Origin of the sequence: Phenylobacterium kunshanense (genome assembly GCF_003254525.1) — a bacterium.
In the GTDB taxonomy this organism is placed as follows: Bacteria; Pseudomonadota; Alphaproteobacteria; order Caulobacterales; family Caulobacteraceae; genus Phenylobacterium; species Phenylobacterium kunshanense.
On sequence record NZ_QFYS01000001.1, the window covers coordinates 239,859 to 261,723 of the forward strand.

General features: G+C 68.0%; 19 protein-coding genes and 1 tRNA gene. 8 read left to right on the top strand and 12 right to left on the bottom strand.

The features are described 5' to 3' along the window. Positions 1–35 precede the first annotated feature (35 nt). From rsmA to lptF, 6 genes are all read right to left on the bottom strand, one after another. Entirely contained in the window at positions 36–863 is an 828-nt protein-coding gene (rsmA, locus tag DJ019_RS01105) for a 16S rRNA (adenine(1518)-N(6)/adenine(1519)-N(6))-dimethyltransferase RsmA (protein ID WP_111274142.1), read from the bottom strand. Next, positions 860–1,864, bottom strand: coding sequence for a 4-hydroxythreonine-4-phosphate dehydrogenase PdxA (pdxA, locus tag DJ019_RS01110; RefSeq protein ID WP_111274143.1), 1,005 nt, complete (start codon positions 1,862–1,864; stop codon positions 860–862). The genes rsmA and pdxA overlap by 4 nt, the downstream gene beginning before the upstream one ends. Beyond that, positions 1,861–3,186: a peptidylprolyl isomerase gene (locus DJ019_RS01115; protein WP_240606336.1), complete on the bottom strand. Its 1,326-nt coding sequence runs from the start codon at positions 3,184–3,186 to the stop codon at positions 1,861–1,863. Before DJ019_RS01115 ends, pdxA begins: the two co-directional genes overlap by 4 nt. A gap of 40 nt (positions 3,187–3,226) precedes the next feature. Further along, positions 3,227–5,554, bottom strand: coding sequence for an LPS-assembly protein LptD (locus DJ019_RS01120; RefSeq protein ID WP_111274145.1), 2,328 nt, complete (start codon positions 5,552–5,554; stop codon positions 3,227–3,229). Positions 5,555–5,647: 93 nt separating this feature from the next. Beyond that, entirely contained in the window at positions 5,648–6,751 is a 1,104-nt protein-coding gene (gene lptG / locus DJ019_RS01125; RefSeq protein ID WP_111274146.1) for an LPS export ABC transporter permease LptG, read from the bottom strand. After that, positions 6,748–7,887 (bottom strand): LPS export ABC transporter permease LptF, encoded by a 1,140-nt coding sequence (gene lptF / locus DJ019_RS01130; protein ID WP_111274147.1) that lies wholly within the window; start codon positions 7,885–7,887, stop codon positions 6,748–6,750. Before lptF ends, lptG begins: the two co-directional genes overlap by 4 nt. A gap of 131 nt (positions 7,888–8,018) precedes the next feature. Between lptF and DJ019_RS01135 the strand changes: the two genes are divergently transcribed. From DJ019_RS01135 to DJ019_RS01150, 4 genes are read left to right on the top strand one after another with little or no spacing between them, the layout of a single operon-like run. Further along, entirely contained in the window at positions 8,019–9,467 is a 1,449-nt protein-coding gene (locus DJ019_RS01135; RefSeq protein WP_111274148.1) for a leucyl aminopeptidase, read from the top strand. A gap of 11 nt (positions 9,468–9,478) precedes the next feature. After that, the gene (locus DJ019_RS01140) at positions 9,479–10,177 is read left to right on the top strand and encodes an alpha/beta fold hydrolase (protein ID WP_111274149.1); all 699 of its coding nucleotides are present in this window, start codon (positions 9,479–9,481) and stop codon (positions 10,175–10,177) included. Beyond that, positions 10,170–10,628, top strand: a complete 459-nt coding sequence (locus DJ019_RS01145; protein ID WP_111274150.1) for a DNA polymerase III subunit chi — start codon at positions 10,170–10,172, stop codon at positions 10,626–10,628. Before DJ019_RS01140 ends, DJ019_RS01145 begins: the two co-directional genes overlap by 8 nt. Further along, on the top strand, positions 10,625–10,942 hold the full coding sequence (locus DJ019_RS01150; protein WP_165843846.1) for a peptidase inhibitor I78: 318 nt from the start codon (positions 10,625–10,627) through the stop codon (positions 10,940–10,942). The genes DJ019_RS01145 and DJ019_RS01150 overlap by 4 nt, the downstream gene beginning before the upstream one ends. Here DJ019_RS01150 and DJ019_RS01155 read toward each other — a convergent pair. After that, a complete protein-coding gene (locus tag DJ019_RS01155) occupies positions 10,939–12,171 on the bottom strand; it encodes a glycosyltransferase (RefSeq protein ID WP_111274152.1) in 1,233 nt (410 codons plus the stop codon). The genes DJ019_RS01150 and DJ019_RS01155 overlap by 4 nt on opposite strands. A gap of 51 nt (positions 12,172–12,222) precedes the next feature. Further along, positions 12,223–12,307 (bottom strand) — tRNA-Leu (locus tag DJ019_RS01160). A gap of 185 nt (positions 12,308–12,492) precedes the next feature. On the opposite strand from DJ019_RS01160, the gene tig reads away from it, so the two are divergent. Next, a complete protein-coding gene (tig, locus tag DJ019_RS01165) occupies positions 12,493–13,851 on the top strand; it encodes a trigger factor (protein WP_276309969.1) in 1,359 nt (452 codons plus the stop codon). A gap of 160 nt (positions 13,852–14,011) precedes the next feature. Here tig and DJ019_RS20825 read toward each other — a convergent pair whose 3' ends face one another. After that, the gene (locus tag DJ019_RS20825; RefSeq protein WP_165843847.1) at positions 14,012–14,185 is read right to left on the bottom strand and encodes a hypothetical protein; all 174 of its coding nucleotides are present in this window, start codon (positions 14,183–14,185) and stop codon (positions 14,012–14,014) included. Between the two features lie 342 nt (positions 14,186–14,527). Between DJ019_RS20825 and DJ019_RS01170 the strand changes: the two genes are divergently transcribed. The 3 genes from DJ019_RS01170 to DJ019_RS01180 are packed head-to-tail and all read left to right on the top strand — an operon-like array spanning position 14,528 to position 19,199. Then, on the top strand, positions 14,528–16,318 hold the full coding sequence (locus tag DJ019_RS01170) for an FAD-dependent oxidoreductase (protein ID WP_111274154.1): 1,791 nt from the start codon (positions 14,528–14,530) through the stop codon (positions 16,316–16,318). Further along, entirely contained in the window at positions 16,303–18,147 is a 1,845-nt protein-coding gene (locus DJ019_RS01175; RefSeq protein WP_111274155.1) for a 2-oxoacid:acceptor oxidoreductase subunit alpha, read from the top strand. The genes DJ019_RS01170 and DJ019_RS01175 overlap by 16 nt, the downstream gene beginning before the upstream one ends. After that, positions 18,144–19,199, top strand: a complete 1,056-nt coding sequence (locus tag DJ019_RS01180) for a 2-oxoacid:ferredoxin oxidoreductase subunit beta (RefSeq protein WP_111274156.1) — start codon at positions 18,144–18,146, stop codon at positions 19,197–19,199. The genes DJ019_RS01175 and DJ019_RS01180 overlap by 4 nt, the downstream gene beginning before the upstream one ends. Positions 19,200–19,208: 9 nt before the next feature. Here DJ019_RS01180 and DJ019_RS01185 read toward each other — a convergent pair whose 3' ends face one another. The 3 genes from DJ019_RS01185 to purM form a co-directional block, all read right to left on the bottom strand. Next, positions 19,209–19,952 (bottom strand): hypothetical protein, encoded by a 744-nt coding sequence (locus DJ019_RS01185; protein WP_111274157.1) that lies wholly within the window; start codon positions 19,950–19,952, stop codon positions 19,209–19,211. Continuing rightward, positions 19,949–20,731, bottom strand: coding sequence for a DUF3313 domain-containing protein (locus DJ019_RS01190; protein ID WP_111274158.1), 783 nt, complete (start codon positions 20,729–20,731; stop codon positions 19,949–19,951). The genes DJ019_RS01185 and DJ019_RS01190 overlap by 4 nt, the downstream gene beginning before the upstream one ends. Before the next feature lie 61 nt (positions 20,732–20,792). Next, on the bottom strand, positions 20,793–21,818 hold the full coding sequence (purM, locus tag DJ019_RS01195; protein WP_111274159.1) for a phosphoribosylformylglycinamidine cyclo-ligase: 1,026 nt from the start codon (positions 21,816–21,818) through the stop codon (positions 20,793–20,795). Positions 21,819–21,865 lie beyond the last annotated feature (47 nt).

Below are 21,865 nucleotides of genomic sequence, written 5' to 3' on the forward strand. Positions count from 1 at the left end.
CCCCCTCCGAATCCCCGCTCATGGGACCCGCTGGATCAGCGGCGCGCAAGCCAGGCGTCGGCCAGCGCCAGGAAACCTTCGATGGAAATGACTTCGGCCCGGGCTTGCGGATCGAGCCCTGCCGCCACGATGAGCTCTTCTCCGCCCAGCGCCTTCAGGCTTGATCGCAGCATCTTGCGCCGCTGGCCAAATGCGGCGGCGGTGATGCGCTGGAGGGCGTCCAGCCGCTCGGAGCTGGGCCGGTCGGCGCGGGGCTCGAGGCGGACGACCGCCGAGTCCACCTTGGGCGGCGGCGTGAAGGCCCGGGCCGGGGCGTCCAGCACCCGCTGGGCGCGGCAGGTGGCCTGGACGACGACGCCGAGGCGGCCATAGGCGTCCTCTCCGGGCCCCTCCGTGATGCGGTCGACGACCTCACGCTGGAACATCAGGGTGAGTGATGCCGGCGTCCATGGGCCCGTCAGCCACTTGATGAGCAGCGGCGTGCCGACGTTGTAGGGCAAGTTCGACACAAGGTGCGCCGGTGCGCCGGCCGCGATGAGGGCTTCATCCACCTTGAGCGCGTCGTCGAAGATCAGGGCCAGGCGCCCCCCGGCCGCGGCGGCCACGTCTTCCAGCAGGGGGCGGAACCGTTCGTCCTTCTCAATGGCGGTCACGCGCGCGCCGGTTTCCAGCAAGGCGCGGGTGAGACCGCCAGGGCCCGGGCCCACTTCGATCACATGATCGCCTTCCCCTACCTGGGCGAGGCGGGCGATCTTACGGGTGATGTTGAGGTCGAGCAGGAAGTGCTGGCCGAACGCCTTCTTGGCCCACAGGCCGTGCGCCTCCAGCGCCGCGCGCAGGGTCGGCAGGTTGTCGAGGCTCATGGGCGGCGGCGGGCGATGTCGGCCGCCATCCGAATGGCGGCGATCAGGCTGTCCGCCCGGGCGATCCCGCGCCCGGCGATATCGAAGGCGGTGCCGTGGTCGGGTGATGTGCGCACGATGGGCAGGCCGAGGGTGACATTCACGCCCCCCCAGAAGTCGAGCATCTTGACGGGGATCAGCGCCTGGTCGTGGTAGAGGCAGACCACACCATCGTAGGTCTGGCGCGCCTCGGCGTGGAACAGGGTGTCTGCAGGGTAGGGACCTCGGGCGTCGACGCCGAGGTCCTTCAGCGCGCGCACCGCAGGGTCGACGATATCGATTTCCTCGCGGCCTATCGTCCCGCTCTCGCCGGCGTGGGGATTCAGGCCGGCCACGGCGACCCGCGGGCTGCCGACGCCGAAATCCCGCCGCAGCGCCTGGGCGGTCACGAGACCGGCGTTGACGATGGCCTCGATGGAGAGCTTGTCCGCCACCCTGGCCAGCGGCTCATGGACGGTGACCAGCGTGGCGCGCAGGCCGCCGGCCGTAAGCATCATCACAGGGCCGCGGGCGCCGTCATAGCGGGTGGCGGCGGTGAGCTCGCCCAGGAACTCGGTGTGGCCGGGAAACTTGAAGCCGGCCTCGTACAGAGGCGCCTTGGAGATCGGCGCCGTCACCACGCCAGAAACCGTGCGCGACAACGCCAGACCAACGGCCGTCTCGATCCACTGGATGATGGCCTGGGCGGCGCTGGGGTTGGGCTGGCCGGCCACCACGGGCGAACGCAGGGGCAGGTCGAGCACGGGCAGGCCATCGCGGAACGCGATCTCGGCCTCGGCGGGCGCAGAGATCGCGCGGATCGGCGTGGAGCCGGACGCGGGGGCAGAGGCGAGTGCGCGCGCATCGCCGACGACGAAGAACGGCGGCCCCTGATTCCGGAGCGCCCGCCAAGCCTTGACCACGATCTCGGGCCCGATGCCGGCCGGATCGCCGAGGGTCAGGGCGAGCGGTCCGGCGGTCACCGGGTCTCGATGGTGGCCGAATTGCGCAGGTCGCGCATGTAGCGGCGAGCGATCATGCTGAGCTGCTGGCTGTAGAGGCGCGCCTCGATTTGCTCCTTGTCAGCCTGGGCTCCGCCCGCCGAGCGACGGCCGCACACCGCGACGAGATGCAGGCCGGCTGAGGTTCGGATCGGATCGGAGATCTCGCCGACCTTCAGGTTCTCGGACGCCTCGCGGAAGGGCGGCGCCAGGTCGCCCGCCTCTGCCTCGCCGAGGTCGCCGGCGACCACGCCCTGAACGGCGCCGGCCGCGGCTTCCAGGCTGGCGCAGTCCTTGATCTGCGGCTTGAGCGCCAGCAGCTTGGCGCGGGCGGCGGCCTCGTCTGCGGCGGAGGCGCCCTGAGGCAGCGGCACGGCGGCCTGCTTGAGGTTCACGAGGGTCGTGTTGCCGCCAGCGCGCTTGTCCCGCAGATAAAGGATGTAGACGCCGTCCTTGACGGGGATCGGCTGCGAGAGTTGCCCAGGCCGAAGCTGTTCGAGCACTGGCGCGACCTCAGCCGGGACCTCGCTGGCGCTGACCCACCCGGCGTCGCCGCCCGCGGCCGCCGTGGGCAGGGCAGAGAACTGCCGGGCGACGGCCGGGAAGGGCGCACCCTGCTGCATCTGCGCCACGAGCTGCTGGGCGCCAGCCATGGCCTGCTGCATGCCGCCCACGCGCGTGGCGTCGATCAGCACTTCACCGATGTTGTACTGTGGCTTGGCCGCCTGGGCCGCGAGGCGCGCCTGGGTCGCGGCGATCTGGTCGTCGCCCACCCGAAGGCGGCTGCCGTAGCGGCCGCGGATCCAGCGGGTCCAGCTGATCTGGGCGCGCAGCTGCTGGCGGAGTGTGTCGGCGCCGATTCCACGGGAGGCCAGATAGCCGAGGAACTGCTCGGCGCTCATGTTGTTCTGCTTGGCCATGTCCGCGATCTCTTCGTCGATCTCGGTGTCATCGGCGACGATGTCGATCTTCTGCTCGCGCTCGACCCGGCGAAGCTCCTGGAACTGCAAGCGCTCGTCGACGAGGGAGATCAGCGCCTCACGCTGGAACTGAGGCACGTTCTCCTGCGTCGGCTGGACGCCGGACGTGGCGATCAGCAGGCGCATCCGCTGCCCGAGGTCATAGGTCGAGATGATGTCGTCGTTCACGACAGCCGCCACCGACTCCGACAGTCCCTCGGGGCGCGCAGGCGCGGCGGGAGCGGCGTCGGGCTGTTGGGCGATGGTGGGGCTGGCGCCCACGGTGGCGAGCGCGCAGGCCAGCGCGACGCTCCGCGCGGTCGGGCCCGTCAGGTAACGCATCATGGACGAGAGTCTTCCTTCATGGAGCCGCACGAGGCCCATTTTATCTGTCATTGAATGACCCGCCCAATGTGGCGAGCGTTAGGCGCACCGAAACGGACTCGCTGGGTAGCAGACGCCCGAGGATCGTGTCTTCGCGGCGATAGATCACGTCCACCCGCAGGCAATCGTCCCGGTAGAAGACGCCGACGTCCCGGATCACCCACGAGTCCTGCTGCAGGTCGCGGTTGCCGTACACGCTGACGCCGAAGTTCTTGCCGAGATAGACCTCGCCGCCAAGGTCGAGGTTCTCGCGCTTCACGCCATTGATATCGAAGTCGTCGGTCAGGTAGCGGACGAAACCGGAGCCGTACTTGTTGTAGGCGTTGGCGCCGGCTTCCAGGCGATGGATGTCGAAATTGTCGTTGTCGAGACGCGCCCGGGCGAACATCGACAGCCCGCGGATAGGCTGGACATCGGCGGCGACGATCCAGTCCGAGGTCTTGGTGCGCAAGCCGGAGCGATTGGTGAAGATCGCGTTTTCCTCGGTGCGGAAGCTGCGGCCGACCAGCAGGTTGGCGCGCCGGCCGTCATCCCAAAGGACCGTCGCGCGGCCGGCGAGGTTGAGGCGCACCCCGTCCTCGTAGAGGTCGTAGCCGGGGAACTTGTTGGGCCGGAAGAGCGTGGTCTCGTCGAACTCGAACGCGACGCTGTCCTCGTTGAGATAGACCGGATCCCCGGCCGCAGTCCTGCCGATGACGATCTGCTTGGCGTCGGGCGAGGCCGCAACCTGGGCCACGGGCTCGAGCACGATCGTGGCGTCCGAGGTTCGCTTGAACAGCGGATAGCTGATGTCGACCCCGGCAGTGGCCAAGCCACGGGTCATGTCATCCTTGCGCGTGGCCGAACCGACGCCCGTCAGGATGTCGCGGATCGCATAGGCGTCCGCCCGGACATTCACAAACGGAGACACCCGCAGACCGCCGGCCGAGGTGAACGACCGGCGCCAGTCGAGTTCGCCCGTGACGCGGGCGCTGTCGAGGCCGGGCAGCCGTTGGGTCAGGTCGCTCTGCGATTGCTCGCGGCTGAGGACGACAGCGCTCGTATGAGCCCGCAGGCGGCCGCCGGCGATCTTGGGCGCGGGTTCATAATGCCCCTCGATCAAGGGGCCGATGATCGGAAAGACCCGATCGTTCTCGCCGGATGCGAAGCCCGTGACCGGGTCGATCGACCCGGGGCGCAGGCCCTGGATCGTCATGGCCGCAGCCGAGAAGTACGACCGTTCGTCCTGGCGGATCGTGTAGAGCTGCGAGATCAGCCGCCGGTCGTCCGCCACGTAAGGGCCGCGGCTGATGTAGACCTTGCCGATCTCGTACTTGTCGAAGATCAGGTCGTCCGAGGCCCGCTCGGCGGTGAAACCCCAGAGCCACTTCTCGTCGATCTGGAACGAGCCGCGCCCCAGGATGTAGCTGCGATCGGTCTTGGTCCCGACCAGCTCGTTTCCCTTGCCGTCGAAGTCGCGGGCGTGGGTGTACCCGAACCGGACGTCGACATCGCCGGAGTAGAAGCGCTTGCGCACCTGGCCGTTCAGAAACGGCGCGATCTTGGTGTTGATCTGCGGGCTGATCGTCAGGTCCGTGGAAGGCGAGACGACCCAGTAGTAGGGCTGCTCGTACGACAGGCCACGACGATCCGAAACCGAAGCCTTGGGCACGAGGAATCCGGACGAGCGATCAGCGGCCGGGTCGGCGTGCCAGAACACCGGCAGGTAGGCGACAGAAACGCCGAACAGTCGGAAGCGGGCGTTGCGATAGTAGACGATGCGCCGCTTCTTATCGCGCACCACGCGCTCGGCCGCGACGGACCAGGTCGGGGTCTTGGGCGAACCATCCGCCGCGCAGGTCTCGCAGGGGGTGTAGATCGCCTTGTTCAGTTCCTCGATCGTCTCGCTGCGGCGGGCGACGCTGGCCGCGGCGATCTTCACGTTCTCCTGCAGGCGGGCCGAAAAGCCGAGAGCCACGCCCGCGCGCATCTTGTCGTCGAGCACCATCTCCTGGGCGAATTCGAAGGTGCCGTCGGAATTCACGACGGTGATGTCGCCATAGGCGCGGATCACGCCCGTCTGGTCGTTGTAGACGAGCTTGTTGGCGCGCAGGGTGCGGCCGTCATAGCGGATCTCGATGTTGCCCTGGGCGGTCGTGATCCCGGCGTCATCCTCGCGGATGACCTCGTCGGCCTCCATGTACATTTCGTCGGGCTGCAGCCCGTCGGGCGTCGCCGCCGGCTGGCCCGGCTGGGCGAGAGCCTGTGTGGCGCAAAGGAGCGCCAGAGCAGCGCCTGCCAGGAGTGCGCGCTTGCCTGCGGATCGCGGCGGTCGCCGACGCGGACTCATCAACCTTCTCGATCCCCTAACGGCGGCAGGTGCGGCGACAGTGCGCCGATTTCTTGTTCAGGCCTGCGATGCATAGCGCTGCAGGCCGGCGATTCAACCGTCTTCGGTATAGCAGAGGAGGGTGATCCCGAAGAGCAGGGCCACCACCGCAGGCGCCCAGGCAGCGGCGAACAGCGGGATGATGTCGGCCTTGGCCAGCGCGCCGGCGAACTGGTTGAGGAAGAACATCACGAAGCCGAGCGCCACGCCGGCCCCCGCGAGGCCTGCCAGTCCGCCCAGGCGGGCAAGACGGAGCGAGAAGGCCGCCGCCAGGATGGACATGGCGGCGAACAGCAGCGGCGTGGCCAGAAGCTGGTGCAGCCGTAGCCGGTAGCCCGACCCGGAGAAGCCCGCTTGCTCCGTGAGGCGGATCGCCCGCGGAAGACGCCAGAAGGCGATCGCTTCAGGCGAAGCGAGGCTCTCCATCGCCGCCTCGGCGTCGAGCGTGGAGCGGATCGAAAGCGTCGCGGAGCGAATCGACGAATCGCCGGCAGACGCCTCCCGGACGTCCTTCAGGCGCCAGAACCCCGGCATCAGCGTCGCCTCGGCCGCTTCCAGCCGCCGCCGGAATTCCAGGCGGCCCGAGGGGTTCTTCTCGTAGATGAACAGCGACACGCCCTTGAGGGTCGGCACGCTGCCCTGGAGGTCCCGGTCCCGGGCATGGATCACGATCTGGCTCGTGTCGTCGCCCTGCCGCAGCCAGATGTCCTGGGGCTGGTCCCCCAGGTAGTTCTCCATGAGGCGCGCGCGCTGGGCTTCGAAGCGGGCGTTGAGCGCAGCGGAGAGCGGGTTGAGCCCCCCGACCGCAAGAATCCCCAACACGAAAGCAGCGGCGGCGGAGGGCAGGATGAACCGCCAGGCCGACACGCCGGCGGCACGCATCGCGACGAGCTCGCTGCGACGGTTCAGGCCCACGAACGCGCCCATGCAGCCGAACAGGAAGCAGAACGGCAGGAGGATCTGCATCAGTGACGGCAGACGCAGGAGGGTGAGCTGGAAGATGCTGTCGGCGCCCACGTCGGCGCGGGTCCCGACCTGGCTGGTCAGCTCCACGAACTGAATCAGCAGCACCACGGACGACAGGATGGCGAGCGACGTGGCGACGCCCAGCAGGACGTAGCCCGCGACGTAGCGCTCGATGCGACCGAGGCCCATCATGCCGCCGCGCCTGCGGGCGGCCGGGAAGGGCGGCGGCTCATGGGGATGCGCCGGCCCACCTTCTGGCGGAAGATCATCGCCATGCCGGCCCATACCGCACCCAGGGGCACGGCGTATTGCAGCACGTTCAGCCAGGCGCTGTCCTCGCAGGCCGACTGCACCAGGAAGCCGACCAGCCGGACGCCCGCGGCGGCGGCGCCCATGATGGCGATCCGCCGCCCATAGCCCAGGCGCGAGAAACCGCCGCCGATGATGGCGGCGAGCGCCAGCGACATGAAGGCGATGTTGTAGAGCGGGGAGGCGATACGGGCGTGCCCCTCCGCCAGCAGTTCGAGACGGTTCCGGCGTTCCCAGTCCTGCTGGAGGTCGGGGAAGAACAGCTCGTGCAGCCAGCGGTCCGACGGCTTGAAGTGGATCAGCTCGTCCGAGTTGGCCATGGGCGAGAGGTCGAAGATGTATTCCTCGAAGGTCAGATAGTTGAGCACACCCCGGCTGGAGAATTCCTGGTTCGAACCGTTGGTCATGAACAGCACCGGCCGGCCTTGAGCCCTTCCGACGCGGCCCTTCTCGGCGGTGTAGGTCGTCGTCGCGCCGTCCGGCTTCACCTGGTGGATGAACAGGTTCTGCAGGTTGCCCTGGCCGTCGACGCTCTGCGCATAGACCGTGAGCCCGGGCGCCGGCTCGGTGAACTCGCCCTCGCGGACCAGGGTGGCGGCGAGGTCGGTCCTGACCTCGAACAGCTCCTGGCGCAGCGTGCGGAATGCGGCCGGCTGCACGAAGAGGTTCATGAGCAGGGCCAGGAAGGCCACGGTGCAGGCGAGCCGGATCGCCGGCGAGATCACCCGCCACCGGCTCATCCCGCCCGCGAAGCAGACGACGATCTCCTGCTCGGTGTGCAGGCGGTTGAGTGCGACCAGGGCGGCCACGAACACCGCGACGGGGAGGATCAGGTTGATGAGCTGCGGCATGTAGAGCAGCGTCACCTTCAGGAACACGAGCGCGCTCTGGCGCTGGTTCACGATCAGGTCGAGACCCGCGAGGCTCTGGGACAGCAGGGCGACCGCCGTCAGCGCCAGGGTGGCCAGGGCCACCGGCCCTGTGAGCTGGCGCAGCAGGTAGCGGTCGATCAGGCGCATCAGTCTTGCGAAAAGCAGCTAGCCCGGAGATTTAGACGCGCCCCGGCCGCGGAGCTGTTCTAAACCATGCGTCGCCGGTCCCGGCAACCGCACGCCGGACGGCTACGCCAGAGCTTCAAGAGAGAGTATCGATGGATATCCAATTCGTCGCCGCCAGCGCGGCGCTTCCCGCGAAGGCCGCGCTCGCCCGCATCGTCTTCGAAGGGGAGGCGCACGAGGGCGCGCTGGCGCAGGCGGTGGCGGCCAGCCGCTTCACGGGCGCCAAGGGGCAGACCCTGGACATCTTGGCGCCGCAGGGCGTGGACGTGGGCCGCCTGGTGCTGGTCGGCGCCGGGAAGCGGGAAGCCTTCGACGCGCTGGGCGCCGAACATGCGGCGGCGTCGGCCTATGCGGCCGTGAAGGCCTCGGGCCTCGAGGTGCTGCGCATCGAGGGCGTCGCCGGCGCCGAGATGGCGGCGCGTGCGGCGTTGGGCGTGCGCCTGGCGAGCTATCGCTTCGACAAGTATCGGACCAAGGAAGCGGCCGACAAGAAGCCGTCGATCGTGAAGACCGAGGTCGTGTCCGACGACCCGGACTCCGCGCTCGCAACCTTCCCGCCGCTGGCGGCCCTGGCGGACGCGGTCAGCTTCAGCCGCGACCTGGTGTCCGAGCCAGCGAACGTGCTCTACCCCGTCGAGTTCGCGCGTCGCGTGAAGGAACTGGAGCGGCTGGGCCTCGAGATCGAGATCCTCGGCGAGGCTGAGATGAAGGCCCTCGGCATGGGCTCTCTCCTCGGCGTCGGACAGGGCAGCATTCGCGAGAGCCAGCTTGTGGTGATCAAGTGGCTGGGCGCGGCCGACAAGGCGGCGCAGCCGGTGGCCTTCGTCGGCAAGGGTGTCTGCTTCGACACCGGAGGCATCTCGCTCAAGCCTGCCGACGGCATGGAAGACATGAAGTGGGACATGGGCGGCGCGGGCGCCGTCGCGGGGCTGATGTACGTTCTGGCCGCCCGCAAGGCCAAGGTGAACGCCATCGGTATCCTGGGTCTCGTAGAGAACATGCCGGACGGGAACGCCCAGCGCCCCGGTGACGTGGTGACGTCCATGTCCGGCCAGACCATCGAGGTGATCAATACCGACGCGGAAGGCCGGCTCGTGCTCGCCGATGCGCTCTGGTACTGCCAGGACCGCTTCAAGCCGAAGATCATGGTCGACCTCGCGACGCTGACCGGCGCGATCATCATATCGCTCGGCAACGACTACGCCGGCTGTTTCTCCAACAATGACGAGCTGGCGGGGAACCTGCTGGCCGCATCGGAAAAGGAGGGCGAGCCCCTGTGGCGGCTGCCGATGCCCGAGGCCTACAACAAGCAGATCGACTCGGTGATCGCCGATGTGAAGAACACAGGCGGGCGTCCCGGCGGCTCGATCACCGCGGCGTTGTTCCTACAGAAGTTCGTCAACGGCCTGCCCTGGGCGCACCTGGACATCGCCTCGACCGCCTGGAAGAAGCCGTCGAGCGTGCCGACCCTCCCTGAGGGCGCCACCGGCTATGGCGTGCGGCTCCTGAACCGGATGGTGCAGGACAAGTACGAGGACTGACGTCCGCGACCATGACCGCGCGCCTCGTTCTCCTGCACAGCCCGTTGCTCGGACCGCTCTCGTGGCGACCGGTGGCGGCTGCGCTGGCGGCGCAGGGGCGGGCGGTCGAGGCGCCGGCCTGGCCGCGCCTCTCGACGCTGGGGGAAGACTGCTATGCCGCGCTCGCGAACAGCATGGGCGCGACGCTCGCCGCGGGCGGTCCGGCGATCGTCGTCGCCCACAGTGGGGCGGGTGCGCTGATCCCGTCGGTCGCGGCGCTGGCCAAGGGCGTGCTGCAGGGAGTGATCTACTGCGACGCGATCCTGCCGCATCCGGGTCTGTCCTGGTTCGATACCGCGCCCCCGCAGCTCGCCAGCCAGCTGCGGGCCGGCGCCGAGGCGGGGCGGCTGCCATCGTGGGACCGCTGGTGGCCTCCAGGCGCGTTGGAACGACTGATCCCAGACTTTGTCCAGCGGACGGCTTTGATAGACGAGCTTGAGCCGATCCCCGTCGGCTACTTCGAGGAGCTGGCGCCCGAGCTGCCTTTGTCCGTCCCGGCCGCCTATCTCCAGCTCAGCGGCGCCTACATCGAAGAGGCGCAGATCGCCGGCCGCAAGGGCTGGCCCGTGGTGCGGCTTCCGCTGCATCATCTGGCCATGCTGACCCACGCTGAAGCGGTCGCCAACGCGATCCAGGGCCTTTCCATGCGGTTGGAGCCCACCGATGGCTGACACGCCATGTGAGGTCTGGTTCTACCACCTGGAGCGGACCGGGCTGGATCAGGCCTTGCCCGAACTGCTGGAGAAGACGCTGCAGCGGGGTTGGAAGGCCATCGTGCGGTCTTCGGCGAGCGAGCGGATCGAGCACCTGGACGGTTGGCTCTGGAGCTACCGCGACGACAGCTTCCTGCCGCATGCGCGTGCTGATGAGCCTGGCGCCAGTCGTCAGCCGGTGCTTCTGACTACGGGCGCGGACAACCCGAACGGCGCGGACGCGTTGTTCCTGGTCGACGGCGCAGAGCCTGGAGATCTGAACGGCTACCAGCGCTGCATCGTCCTGTTCGACGGGGCCGACGAGGCGCAGCTGCAGAATGCCCGCGGGCAATATCGGGCCGCCAGGTCGAGCGGTCATCCCGTCTCGTACTGGAAACAGCAGGCGCGCGGCTGGGAGAAACAGGGATGAGGCGATCGATCCTGGCGGCGTTCCTGGTGCTGGGCGCCTGTTCCACCCCGGCGCCTGACCCTGCCCCGGCGCCGCCATCCGCGCCGCCGCCGCCGGTCGCATCCGCCCCTCCGCCGGAGCCAGACACCTGCGGCGCGAAGGCCCATCAACATCTCGTCGGGAGGCCGAGGAGCGAAGTCCCCGTCCCGGTGCGGCCTGAGCTCCAGCGCGTGGCCTGCACCACCTGTCCGGTCACGATGGATTTCAACGAGAACCGACTGAACTTCTTCTTCGACGCGGCGACGGGGCTGATCAGGGAAGTCCGCTGCGGCTAGGCGGCCGGGATGTCGAGCCCCATCTCCCGCAGCAGGGAGATCCAGGCCTCACGTCCCTTCGCCCGGTCGAACTTGTCGATCGCCGTGTCCCGGGCCGCGGCGCGCATGGGTGCGACCGAGGCAGGATCCCGGCAGGCCGCGATCAGCGCGTCGGAAAGCGCCTCGACGTCGAAGAAGGGCAGGAGCCGGCCGTTCACGCCGTCCTCGATCGCGTCGTGCAGGGGCGGCGTGTCCGAGCCGATCACATAGCATCCGCTGGCCATGGCCTCCGCCAGCGACCACGAGAGCACGAACGGATAGGTGTAGTAGACATGCGCCGTGCTCAGGCGGAGCGCCGCGAGCATGCGGTCATGGGGGACGCGCCCCAGGAAGTGGACCCGCGCGGGATCGATCGCAACGCCTTCGAAGCATACATCCTGCCAGGTTCCGCCCCCGGGAGGCGCGCCGCCGTAGGCCTGCTTCCGAGGGTCGCCGATCAGGATGATCTGGGCGTCCGGAATCTCGGCCAGCAACCGGGGTAGGGCGCGGGCCAGGATGTGGAGGCCGCGCAGGGGCTCCATATGGTTGTTCACGTGCGTGATCACGGGCGTCCCCGGCAGGATGGTCCGGGTCTCGTCGACCACGAACGGCTCGGCCTGCCCGGGCCGGATCGCCTCCGTGTCGACGCCTTCGTGGATCACTTGCGCGATGGCGCGAAAGGCGGGGGGCAGGGCGCCGGCCTGGAAGGCGGTGGGCGCGACGATCGCGTCCGCCTCGGCATAGGCGAGGGCCATCACCGCGTTCTTGGCCTGGGCCCGGAAGACCGCTTCCGGCTCGAAAGGGAAGAACTCGGTGTCGAAGCCCACGTCGTAGCCGCGCCCGTGGTAGTAGAACTCGGCGAAGGCGACCCGCTTCGCAGCGGGCCAGAGGTCGGCCAGGAAGCTCATCTCACCCCAACCGGGATGGCCGACGATGACCTGCGGATCCCATCCCTCGTCCTTCAGGGCCCGCGCCGCATCCAGTGCATGGCGTGCGCGGATGAGATCGGCCTCGGCGCGCACCGCCAGCGGATAGATTCCCTCCGTCGTGCCGCGGGTCAGGCGGTAGCGGGCCGTGCGGACCCCCGGCAGCACCGCGGCGTGCTGCTGGCCGATGGCGGCGCAGGGAACGCCGCGCGCGACCAGCGTACGCGCCAGGTCGGCGAACTGGGCCGGGAAGTTGTTGTGAACGAAGACGACGCCGCTCGGCATTGCCGTCTTCTGCCCGGCGTCGCGCCGGCTGTCACGCCGCCAGAGGCCGGCTGGTGCGGATGAGAGGAGTCGAACCTCCACGCCTCGCGGCGCTGGAACCTAAATCCAGTGCGTCTACCAATTCCGCCACATCCGCACGCAGCGATCCTGCCATCGCGGCCCCGACGTCCCGCGTCAAGAGGGAGGGGCTTGGACGGGCCGGCCGACCGTGACATAAGGGCCGCTTCGCGCCGCCGGGCCCTGTCCGGCGGCCTTCCCCGTTTGACGTCAGAGGCGGACGAAGCGCATCGCGCGCCGGGTCCGGGAAACTAGAAAATGTCGCTGCAAATCGTTGAGAAGTCTGGCGAAGGTCTGAGCCGGGTCTACGGCGTCACGGTCCCCGTCGCGGAGCTGGCCGAACGTCTTGAGGCGCGGATCAAGGAAATCGCCCCGACCCTCAACGTGAAGGGCTTCCGCCCCGGCAAGGTGCCCGCGGCCCACGTGCGCCGCCTCTACGGCAAGGCGCTGATGAGCGAAGTGGTTCAGCAGGCCCTGACCGAAAGCACCCAGAAGGTGCTGGACGACAACAAGCTGCGCCCCGCTGGCGATCCGAACCTCACGCCGGAAGGCGACATCGAGGCCGTGATGGACGGCAAGGCCGACCTGGCCTTTGAGCTGGCCGTCGATCTGATGCCCGAGTTCGAGCCGGTGGATGCGGCGACGCTCTCGCTCGAGAAGCCGGTCTACGAGCCGACCGACGCCGAGGTGGACGAGGCGGTCGCCGACCTCGCCAAGCAGAACCGCACCTTCGAGCCCCGCACGGGCAAAACGGTCAAGGCCAAGGACGGCGATCAGGTGGTCATCGACTTCATCGGCCGCGTGGATGGCGAGGCCTTCGAGGGCGGGACGGCCAACGACGTGGAGCTGGTCCTGGGCTCCGGCCAGTTCATCCCCGGGTTCGAAGAGCAGCTCGTCGGCGCCAAGCCCGACAGTGACGTGACCGTTAAGGTGACGTTCCCGGCCGAATACCAGGCCGCTCACCTGGCCGGTAAGGACGCCGAGTTCGAGACCAAGGTGAAGGAAGTCCGCGCCCCCGTGGACGCGCCCGCCGACGACGAGTTCGCCAAGCGGCTGGGCCTCGAGAGTCTCCAGGCCCTGAAGGACCTGGTGAAGGGCAACCTCGAACAGCAGTACGCTGGCGCGTCGCGTTTCAAGCTGAAGCGCGCGCTGCTGGACCAGCTGGACACCAAGCACGACTTCCCGCTGCCGCCGAAGATGGTCGAGGCCGAGTTCGGCTCGATCTGGCAGCAGGTGCAGCAGGACAAGGAAGCCGGCTCGCTGCCGCCCGAGGACAAGGACAAGTCCGAAGAGCAGCTTGAGAAGGAATACCGCAAGATCGCCGAGCGCCGGGTCCGCCTGGGCCTCGTGCTGGCCGAGATCGGTCGGGGCGCCAATGTGACGGTGACCGAGCAGGAGCTGAGCCAGGCGATCCTGGCGGAAGCGCGCAAGTACGGTCCGCAGGCCCAGCAGGTGTTCAACCTGCTGCGCGAGAACCCGAACGCCCAGGCGCAGCTTCGCGCCCCGATCTTCGAGGACAAAGTCGTCGACCTGATCCTGTCCAAGGCGAAGGTCGAGGAGAAGGCCGTGTCGAAGGACGAGCTGCTGAAGGAAGACGACCTGCCGGAAGGCTACACCGGGTAGGCGCGACCCCTCGCAACAGATATCCGAACGGCGTCATCCTCTCCGGGGTGACGCCGTTTTCGTATCGAGGCATGTCCCGACATTCGCGCGCGCAGCAGCGGCGGCTCGTGACCGAGCTAAACCCGATTTCAGACGTGCGAAATATCTCGCCTCGGTGCGCTCAGAGAGAGCGAAGCCGGCGCAGCATCTCGGCGTTCTCCACCTGGGCCCGGCGCTCGTTGATCGCGCGGTGCAGGTCGAACGCCTCGGCCGGGTCCAGCGGCATCGCGCTGGCCGCGACGTCGTCGAACGAAGGGGTCGCGGTCTCGGGCACGCGTTCGGTCGGCATGTCCATGAAGGCTTCTCCCAGTCTCCCCGCACGGCGGGGGCCTCTCCCGTCGATTAAGGTATCATTTACCTGTGACGTCCGCCAAGGCGTGTTTGCGTGCAATCGTCGGCCCGCTGTTCACAGTTGCGTTGGAGGGATCGTGCCGAACGACGCCTGATGGGGTGATGGCCCGCGAAGTTGCTGCAATTGATTTCAGTGAACCGCGATCAGGAATCGGTTGGCTTCCCCAGCGTACCGGTCGTACCGTTCTCAGATGAACGCCGCGTCGGGGCGCGGGGCCAACTCTGCCGCGGGCAGGGTTCGTCTTCCAGGCCCCGGGAGTAGAGCGTCCCGGGAAGGAAGCGAGTTTTGCAGCGCACGGGTAAGCTTGAGTCCGACTATTTTCATAAGGTCGTAGACTGCCAGTGGGCCTGTCCCGCCCATACGCCGGTTCCTGAATACATCCGGCTGATCGCCGACGGGCGCTATGGCGACGCCTACCTGGTCAACTGGAAATCCAACGTCTTCCCCGGCGTGCTGGGTCGCACATGCGACCGGCCTTGCGAGCCGGCCTGTCGACGCGGGCGCGTCGAGGACGAGCCAGTGGCGATCTGCCGGCTGAAGCGCGTGGCCGCGGATAACAAGGGCGAGGTGGTCTCGCGCATGCCCGAGCCGGCGACGGCGCGCAACGGCAAGCGGGTGGCCCTGGTGGGGGCCGGCCCGGCCTCATTGACCGTGGCTCGGGACCTGGCGATGCTCGGCTACGATCTCGTGCTCTACGATGCAGAAGCGAAGGCCGGCGGTTTCATCCGCAGCCAGATTCCCCGCTTCCGGCTGCCGGAGGAGGTGATCGACGAGGAGGTCGGATACGTCACCCGCCTCGGGGGCATCGAATTGCGGCTGGGACAGCGGGTGGACAGTCTCAAGGCGCTGGTCGCCGAAGGCTACGACGCCGTTTTCGTGGGCTCCGGCGCGCCGCGCGGCCGGGACCTTGACTTGCCGGGCCGGCAGGAGGCCGCCGCCAATATCCACATCGGCATCGACTGGTTGGCCAACGTGTCGTTCGGGCACGTGGACAGGATCGGGCGACGGGTGATCGTCCTGGGCGGCGGCAACACCGCCATGGACTGCTGCCGCACGTCGCGCCGCCTCGGCGGCGAGGACGTCAAGGTGATCGTGCGGTCGGGGTTCGAGGAGATGAAGGCCTCGCCCTGGGAGAAGGAAGACGCGCTGCACGAGGACATCCCGATCCTCAACTACCGGGTTCCGAAGGCCTTCACCCACGAGAACGGCCGGCTCACCGGGGTCCTCTTCGAGGTGGTGGCCGCGGAATACGACGCGCGCGGCCGACGCAGGCTCGTGCCGTCCGGCGAGCCCGACGAACACTACGAATGCGACGATGTGCTGGTGGCCGTCGGGCAGGAGAACGCCTTCCCCTGGATCGAGGACGACATCGGCCTGGAGTTCGACGACTGGCATATGCCGAAGGTCGATCCCATCACGTTCCAGTCGACGCTTCCGAACGTCTTCTTCGGTGGGGACGCGGCGTTCGGGCCCAAGAACATCATCTGGGCGGTGGCCCACGGGCACGAGGCGGCGGTCTCCATCCACAAGTTCTGCCACGGGGAGGACGTTGCGGAGCGTCCGAGGCCCGGCGTGACGCTGGTCAGCCAGAAGATGGGCATCCACGAGTGGAGCTACGACAACGACATCTCCAACGACATGCGCCACCGGGTGCCGATGCGCGAGAAGGCCGAGGCGCTGCGAGACGTGCGGTTGGAGGTGGAACTCGGCTTCGACCGGGAGCTGGCGCTGCGGGAGGCCCAGCGGTGCCTGAACTGCGATGTGCAGACCGTCTTCACCGACAAGCTCTGCATCGAGTGCGATGCGTGCGTCGACATCTGTCCGATGGACTGCATCACCTTCACCGACGACGGCGAGGAGGGGGACCTCCGTGACCGGCTGAAGGCGCCGGCCCAGAACCTGACCCAGGATCTCTACGTCTCGGGGCGTCTGGCCACCGGCCGCGTGATGGCCAAGGACGAGGACGTCTGCCTTCACTGCGGCCTGTGCGCCGAGCGGTGCCCGACCGGCGCCTGGGACATGCAGAAGTTCTTCCTCGAGATGACGCACGCGGGGCCGCAATGCCTGACACGCTGAAGGCCCAGGCGGGCAAGCCCCGGATCAACGACTTCGTCGTCAAGTTCGCCAATGTGAACGGTTCGGGATCGGCGAGTGCGAATGGTCTCTTCGCCCGCTCCGTGATCCGGATGGGCGTGCCGGTCGCGGCCCGGAATATCTTCCCGTCGAACATCCAGGGACTGCCGACCTGGTACGAGGTGCGCATCACCGAGGCGGGCTATCTCGGCCGCAGGGGCGGGGTGGACCTGATGGTCGCGATGAACCCGCAGACCTGGGACCGCGACGTGGCCGAGATCGAGAGCGGCGGGTTCCTCTTCTACGACTCCACCAAACCTCTTCCGGGATCCAAGTTCCGCGACGACATCACGGTCATCGGTGTGCCGCTGACGGCCATGTGCAACGAGGCCTATGAGCTTCCGCGCGAACGCCAGCTCTTCAAGAACACCATCTATGTCGGAGCCTTGGCGGCGCTTCTTGGCATGGACACCGATGTGATCGAGGCGCTGCTGGCCGAGGATTTCGCCGGCAAGGACCGGCTGATCAGGGCCAACGTCGAGGCCCTGCACATGGGCTACGCCTATGCCCTCAAGCACCTCTCGCCGCTGCCGCTGCAGGTACGGCGCTCGGACGGGGTGGGCGACCGGATCTATGTGGAAGGCAACCAGGCCGCGGGCTTGGGCGCAGTCTACGGCGGCGCCACGGTATGCGCCTGGTACCCGATCACGCCGTCGACCTCACTGGCGGAAGCTTTCATGAGTTATTGCGGCGAGTTGCGCGAGGATCCTGAGACTGGAAAGTCGCGCTACGCCATCATCCAGGCCGAAGACGAGATCGCTTCCATCGGCATGGTCGTCGGCGCGGGCTGGAACGGCTGCCGCGCCTTCACGGCCACCTCTGGGCCAGGCGTGTCGCTGATGACCGAGTTCATCGGGCTCAGCTATTTCGCCGAGATCCCGGCGGTGATCTTCGACGTGCAGCGGGGCGGACCGTCCACGGGCATGCCGACGCGCACCCAGCAGGCGGACCTGCTGGCCGCCGCCTACGCCGGTCATGGCGACACCAAGCATGTGATGCTGCTGCCGGCCGACCCCGGCGACTGCTTCGAGATGGGCGCCCAGGCCTTCGACCTCGCCGACCGCCTGCAGACGACCGTCTTCGTGATGCTCGACCTCGATATCGGCATGCAGGAGTGGCTCACCAAGCCGTTCTCCTGGGACGACAGCCGCAAGCTGGACCGGGGCAAGGTGATGACCGCCGAGATGCTCGAGGCGGGCGCCGACTTCGGCCGATACAAAGAGGTCGATGGCGACGGAATTCCGTACAGGACCTATCCAGGGACGCACCCGACCAAGGGCGGCTACTTCACCCGCGGCACCTCCCGGAACCCGTACGCGCGCTACTCCGAGGAAGGCGCGGTCTACGTCGACAACATGGAGCGGCTGCTCCGGAAGTTCGAGACAGCCAAATCGCTCGTGCCGCAGCCGGTGCTGAAGCCGGCCAAGGGCAAGACCAAGGACGGGGTGATCTATTTCGGCTCCACCACCCCGGCGATGGACGAGGCGCTGGAGATGCTGGAAGCGCAAGGGCGCCGGCTCGACGCGCTGCAGGTGCGGGCCTTCCCGTTCCCGGATCTCGTCTACGAGTTCATTGCGGCGCACGAGCGCGTTTTCGTGGTCGAGCAGAACCGCGACGCCCAGCTTCGCACCCTGATCGTAAACGAGGGTGACGTGAACCCTGCAAAGCTGGAGCCGGTCCTCCACTACGACGGCACCCCCATCACCGCGCGCTTCATCGCGGGCGCCATCGCCCAGCGGATGGCGCTGGGCCAGATCGAGGCGGCGGAATGACCTACATCCTGAAGCCCCAGCTCCATCACCCGAAGCTGCCTACCAACAGTCTCGGCTATACGCGCCGCGACTACGAAGGTTCGGTCTCGACGCTGTGTGCGGGCTGCGGCCACGACAGCATCTCCGCAGCGATCATCCAGGCCTGTTTCGAGCTGGAGTTGCCGCCGCATCGGGTGGCCAAGCTGTCGGGTATCGGCTGCTCGTCGAAGACGCCGGACTACTTCCTGGGCAACAGTCACGGGTTCAACACCGTCCACGGCCGGATGCCGTCCGTTCTGACCGGCGCGAACCTCGCCAACCGAGACCTGATCTACCTGGGCGTTTCGGGCGACGGGGACTCGGCGTCCATCGGCCTCGGCCAGTTCGCCCACGCCATCCGGCGCGGCGTGAACATGCTCTACATCGTCGAGAACAACGGAGTGTACGGCCTGACGAAGGGCCAGTTCTCGGCCACGTCGGACAAGGGCTCGAAGTCGAAGAAGGGCGTCGTGAACCACGACGCCGGCATCGACATGGTCAGCCTGGCCCTGCAGATGGGCGCCACCTTCGTCGGACGGAGTTTTTCGGGCGACAAGGCGCAACTGGTTCCGCTGATCAAGGCGGGCCTGGCGCACAAGGGCGCGGCGTTCATCGACTGCGTGAGCCCGTGCGTGCAGTTCAACAACCACAACGGCTCGACCAAGAGCTACGACTATGTGCGCGAGCACAACGAGGCGGTGAACCGGCTCGATGTCATCACCCCGCGCGACCCGATCCACGTCGACTACAAGCCGGGGGAGACGGTCCGAGTGCAGCAGCATGACGGCTCGATCCTGTCGCTGCACAAGCTGAACGAGCTCTACAACCCGAACAGCCGTGCGCAGGCCCTGGGCTATCTCCAGGCCCGGCAGGCGAGGGGACAGATCGTCACCGGGCTGCTCTATGTCGATCCGGATGCGGGCGACCTGCACGAATCTATCGGCACCGTCGACACGCCGCTGAACCAGCTCGGGGAGGCAGAACTCGTGCCGGGGCAGGCGGCGCTGGACCGGATCAACGCCGGACTGCGCTGAGGCCAGGGGTCAGGAGGCCGGCGCGCGAGACCGGGCGAGCCAGGCCGCGAAGAGGCCGATGACAATCGCGGCGGCGAGCGCGGCGGCGGCGACCAGCGGCTGGTCGCCCTTCTCGGCGACCCACACGGCCACCAGGCCCCACGCGACGGGAACCCCATAGGCGATCAGTCGCGAGATCTTGAGGATGGCCAGGGTCACCCCGGATACGGCAAGGATCCCGAGGCCGGCGGCGGGTAGCGCCGAGGCCGGGGTTATGTACCCCTCCGCCGTCAGGACGGTGAGGATGTTCAGCGCAGAGGCGATGGTCAGCCAGCCCGCAAGAAGGCCCAGGGGCCACCAGGCCAGGAGCCAGTCCAGCAAGGCTCCGGTATCGTATCGTCTGGCCGCGAGCAGGCCGCTGATCAGGACGACGGCCGACACGACGATGATCGCGACGGTGGCCCAGCGCGCATCCAGCGCCGACGCCCAGATCCACAGGCCGATACCTACGATGGCGGCGGTGGCCGGCCAGCCGAGCCGACTCGTCAGCGGGGCGTCGCGATTGCGTGGCGCCGCCTGCCAGACCGCAAATGCCATGAGCCCGGCGTAGATCAGGCTCCAGATCGAGAAGGCGTAGCCGGCGGCGCGGAGGGTCTGGTCGCCGCTTCTGGAAAATTCTGAGGCGCTCAGGCCGATGTTCCCGAACGCCTGGATGATCGGCGACAGGACTGCAAAGACGACGGCGGCGATCACCGCGATCTGGCGAGCGTTCATTTGGTCTCCTCGCCCTCCGCCTTCTTGCCCTTCGCAGCGCTTGCCTGGGGGATGTAGAGACCCGTGGCGAACGAGGCCAGCCAGCCCTCGGGCCGGAAGCGCGGGCCGTACTGGGCGCAGGGATCGGGGTCTTCGATCTTCCGGTCCTCACGATCCTTCGGCGTCATCGCCGCGCCCACCGCATCGCCGAATGGCTCGGCGAACTGCAGGGCGTCCCCGATGCGGCTGAGCGAGGGATCGTCGGTCCCGATCGGCGTGGCGTTGCGGTTCCAGACGACGGCCGCCGCTTGTTTGCCGTCAGCCGTGATCATCTCGGCTTCGGCGCCCAGCCCGCCTACCGTGCCCGGCACGCGAATGCCGATCGGCCCGGGTATGAAGAAGCCGCTGGCGGCTGAGATGGCCGAGGCCGCGCGTCCGGTGGGTTCGACCCGCGAAACGACAGCGCGCACGCGTGCGTCCGCCGTCTCGCCGGGCGAGGCCAGAGCGAACCGCTCGGTGAGTTCGAAGCAGAGCTGCGCGTCGACTTCGCGTAGTAGACCCTCACGTTCGGCCTCGGAGAGCCATGCGGCGCTCTTGCCGGTTAGCAGCTGGGTCGGCTCGATCGTGATGCGCGATACGGCGGCGAGGCTAGCCTGGTCGCTCCGGCGCGCCACACTCGTGCGCAGGGCGCCGTCCTTGAGTTCGAGTCCCTCGTAGCTGGACAGATAGCCGGACTGGCGTCCCGGCGTCGCGCAAGCGCCCAGCAATAGGGCCGGGATAAGCAGAAAAGCGTAGTGCACGCGGAACCTCGTGACGCGCGGAGGTCCTGCCCGAACGCCGCGCGACGCGAGGAGGTTGCGGTCAGCCGGCCGCGAGCTCGCCCATCACGAACGCGTCCTCGCCGTCTTGGACGAGACCTTCCAGAACGTCCGGCAGATCGTGAGGCTCGACAATCAATACAAGGCCCACGCCGCAGTTGAAGGTGCGCCGCATCTCATGTTCGGCGATCCCGCCCGCTTCCTGCAGCCATTGGAACACCGGCGGCATGGTCCAGGCGTTCCAGTCGAACTGCGGGACGAGGCCTCCTGCGATGGCGCGCGGCGGGTTCTCGATCAGGCCGCCGCCGGTGATGTGGGCGAGGCCCTTCACGCGCCCGGCCTTCAGGTGGGGCAGCACGGAGCGGATGTAGATGCGGGTCGGCTCCAGCAAGGCCTGGGCGAGCGTTCGATCTTCGGCGAAGGGCGCAGGGGCGTCCCATGCGAGGCCGGAGCGCTCGACGACGCGGCGGATCAGCGAATAGCCGTTGGAGTGCGGCCCGGATGAGCCGATCCCGATGAGCAGGTCGCCGGCCTTCTGGTCTCCCAGGCGGGGCAGCACCTTGTCGCGGTCGACAGCGCCGACGCAGAAGCCGGCCATGTCGTAGTCGCCCTCGGCGTACATGCCGGGCATTTCAGCCGTCTCGCCGCCGACCAGGGCGCAGTTCGCCTGGCGGCAGCCCTCGGCGATGCCGGACACGACCGCAGCCGCGGCCTCCACGTCCAGCTTTCCGGTGGCGTAGTAGTCCAGGAACATCAGCGGCTCGGCGCCCTGGGCCAGCAGGTCGTTCACGCACATGCCGACGAGATCGATGCCCACCGTGTCGTGGATGCCCGTCTCGATGGCGACCTTCAGCTTCGTGCCGACGCCGTCGGTCGTCGTCACCAGCAGCGGGTCGTCGTAGCCGGCGGCCTTCAGGTCGAACAGGGCGCCGAAGCCGCCGAGCGACGGCTCGGACCCGGAGCGCCGGGTCGACTTCGCGAGCGGCTTGATGCGTTCGACCAGCTCATTGCCGGCGTCGATTGAGACCCCCGCCTGGGCGTAGGTGAGACCGTTTGGCCGTTCGGACATTTACGAACCCGGACTTGGAGTGCAGAGAGACGCGCGTGCGGCCTTGC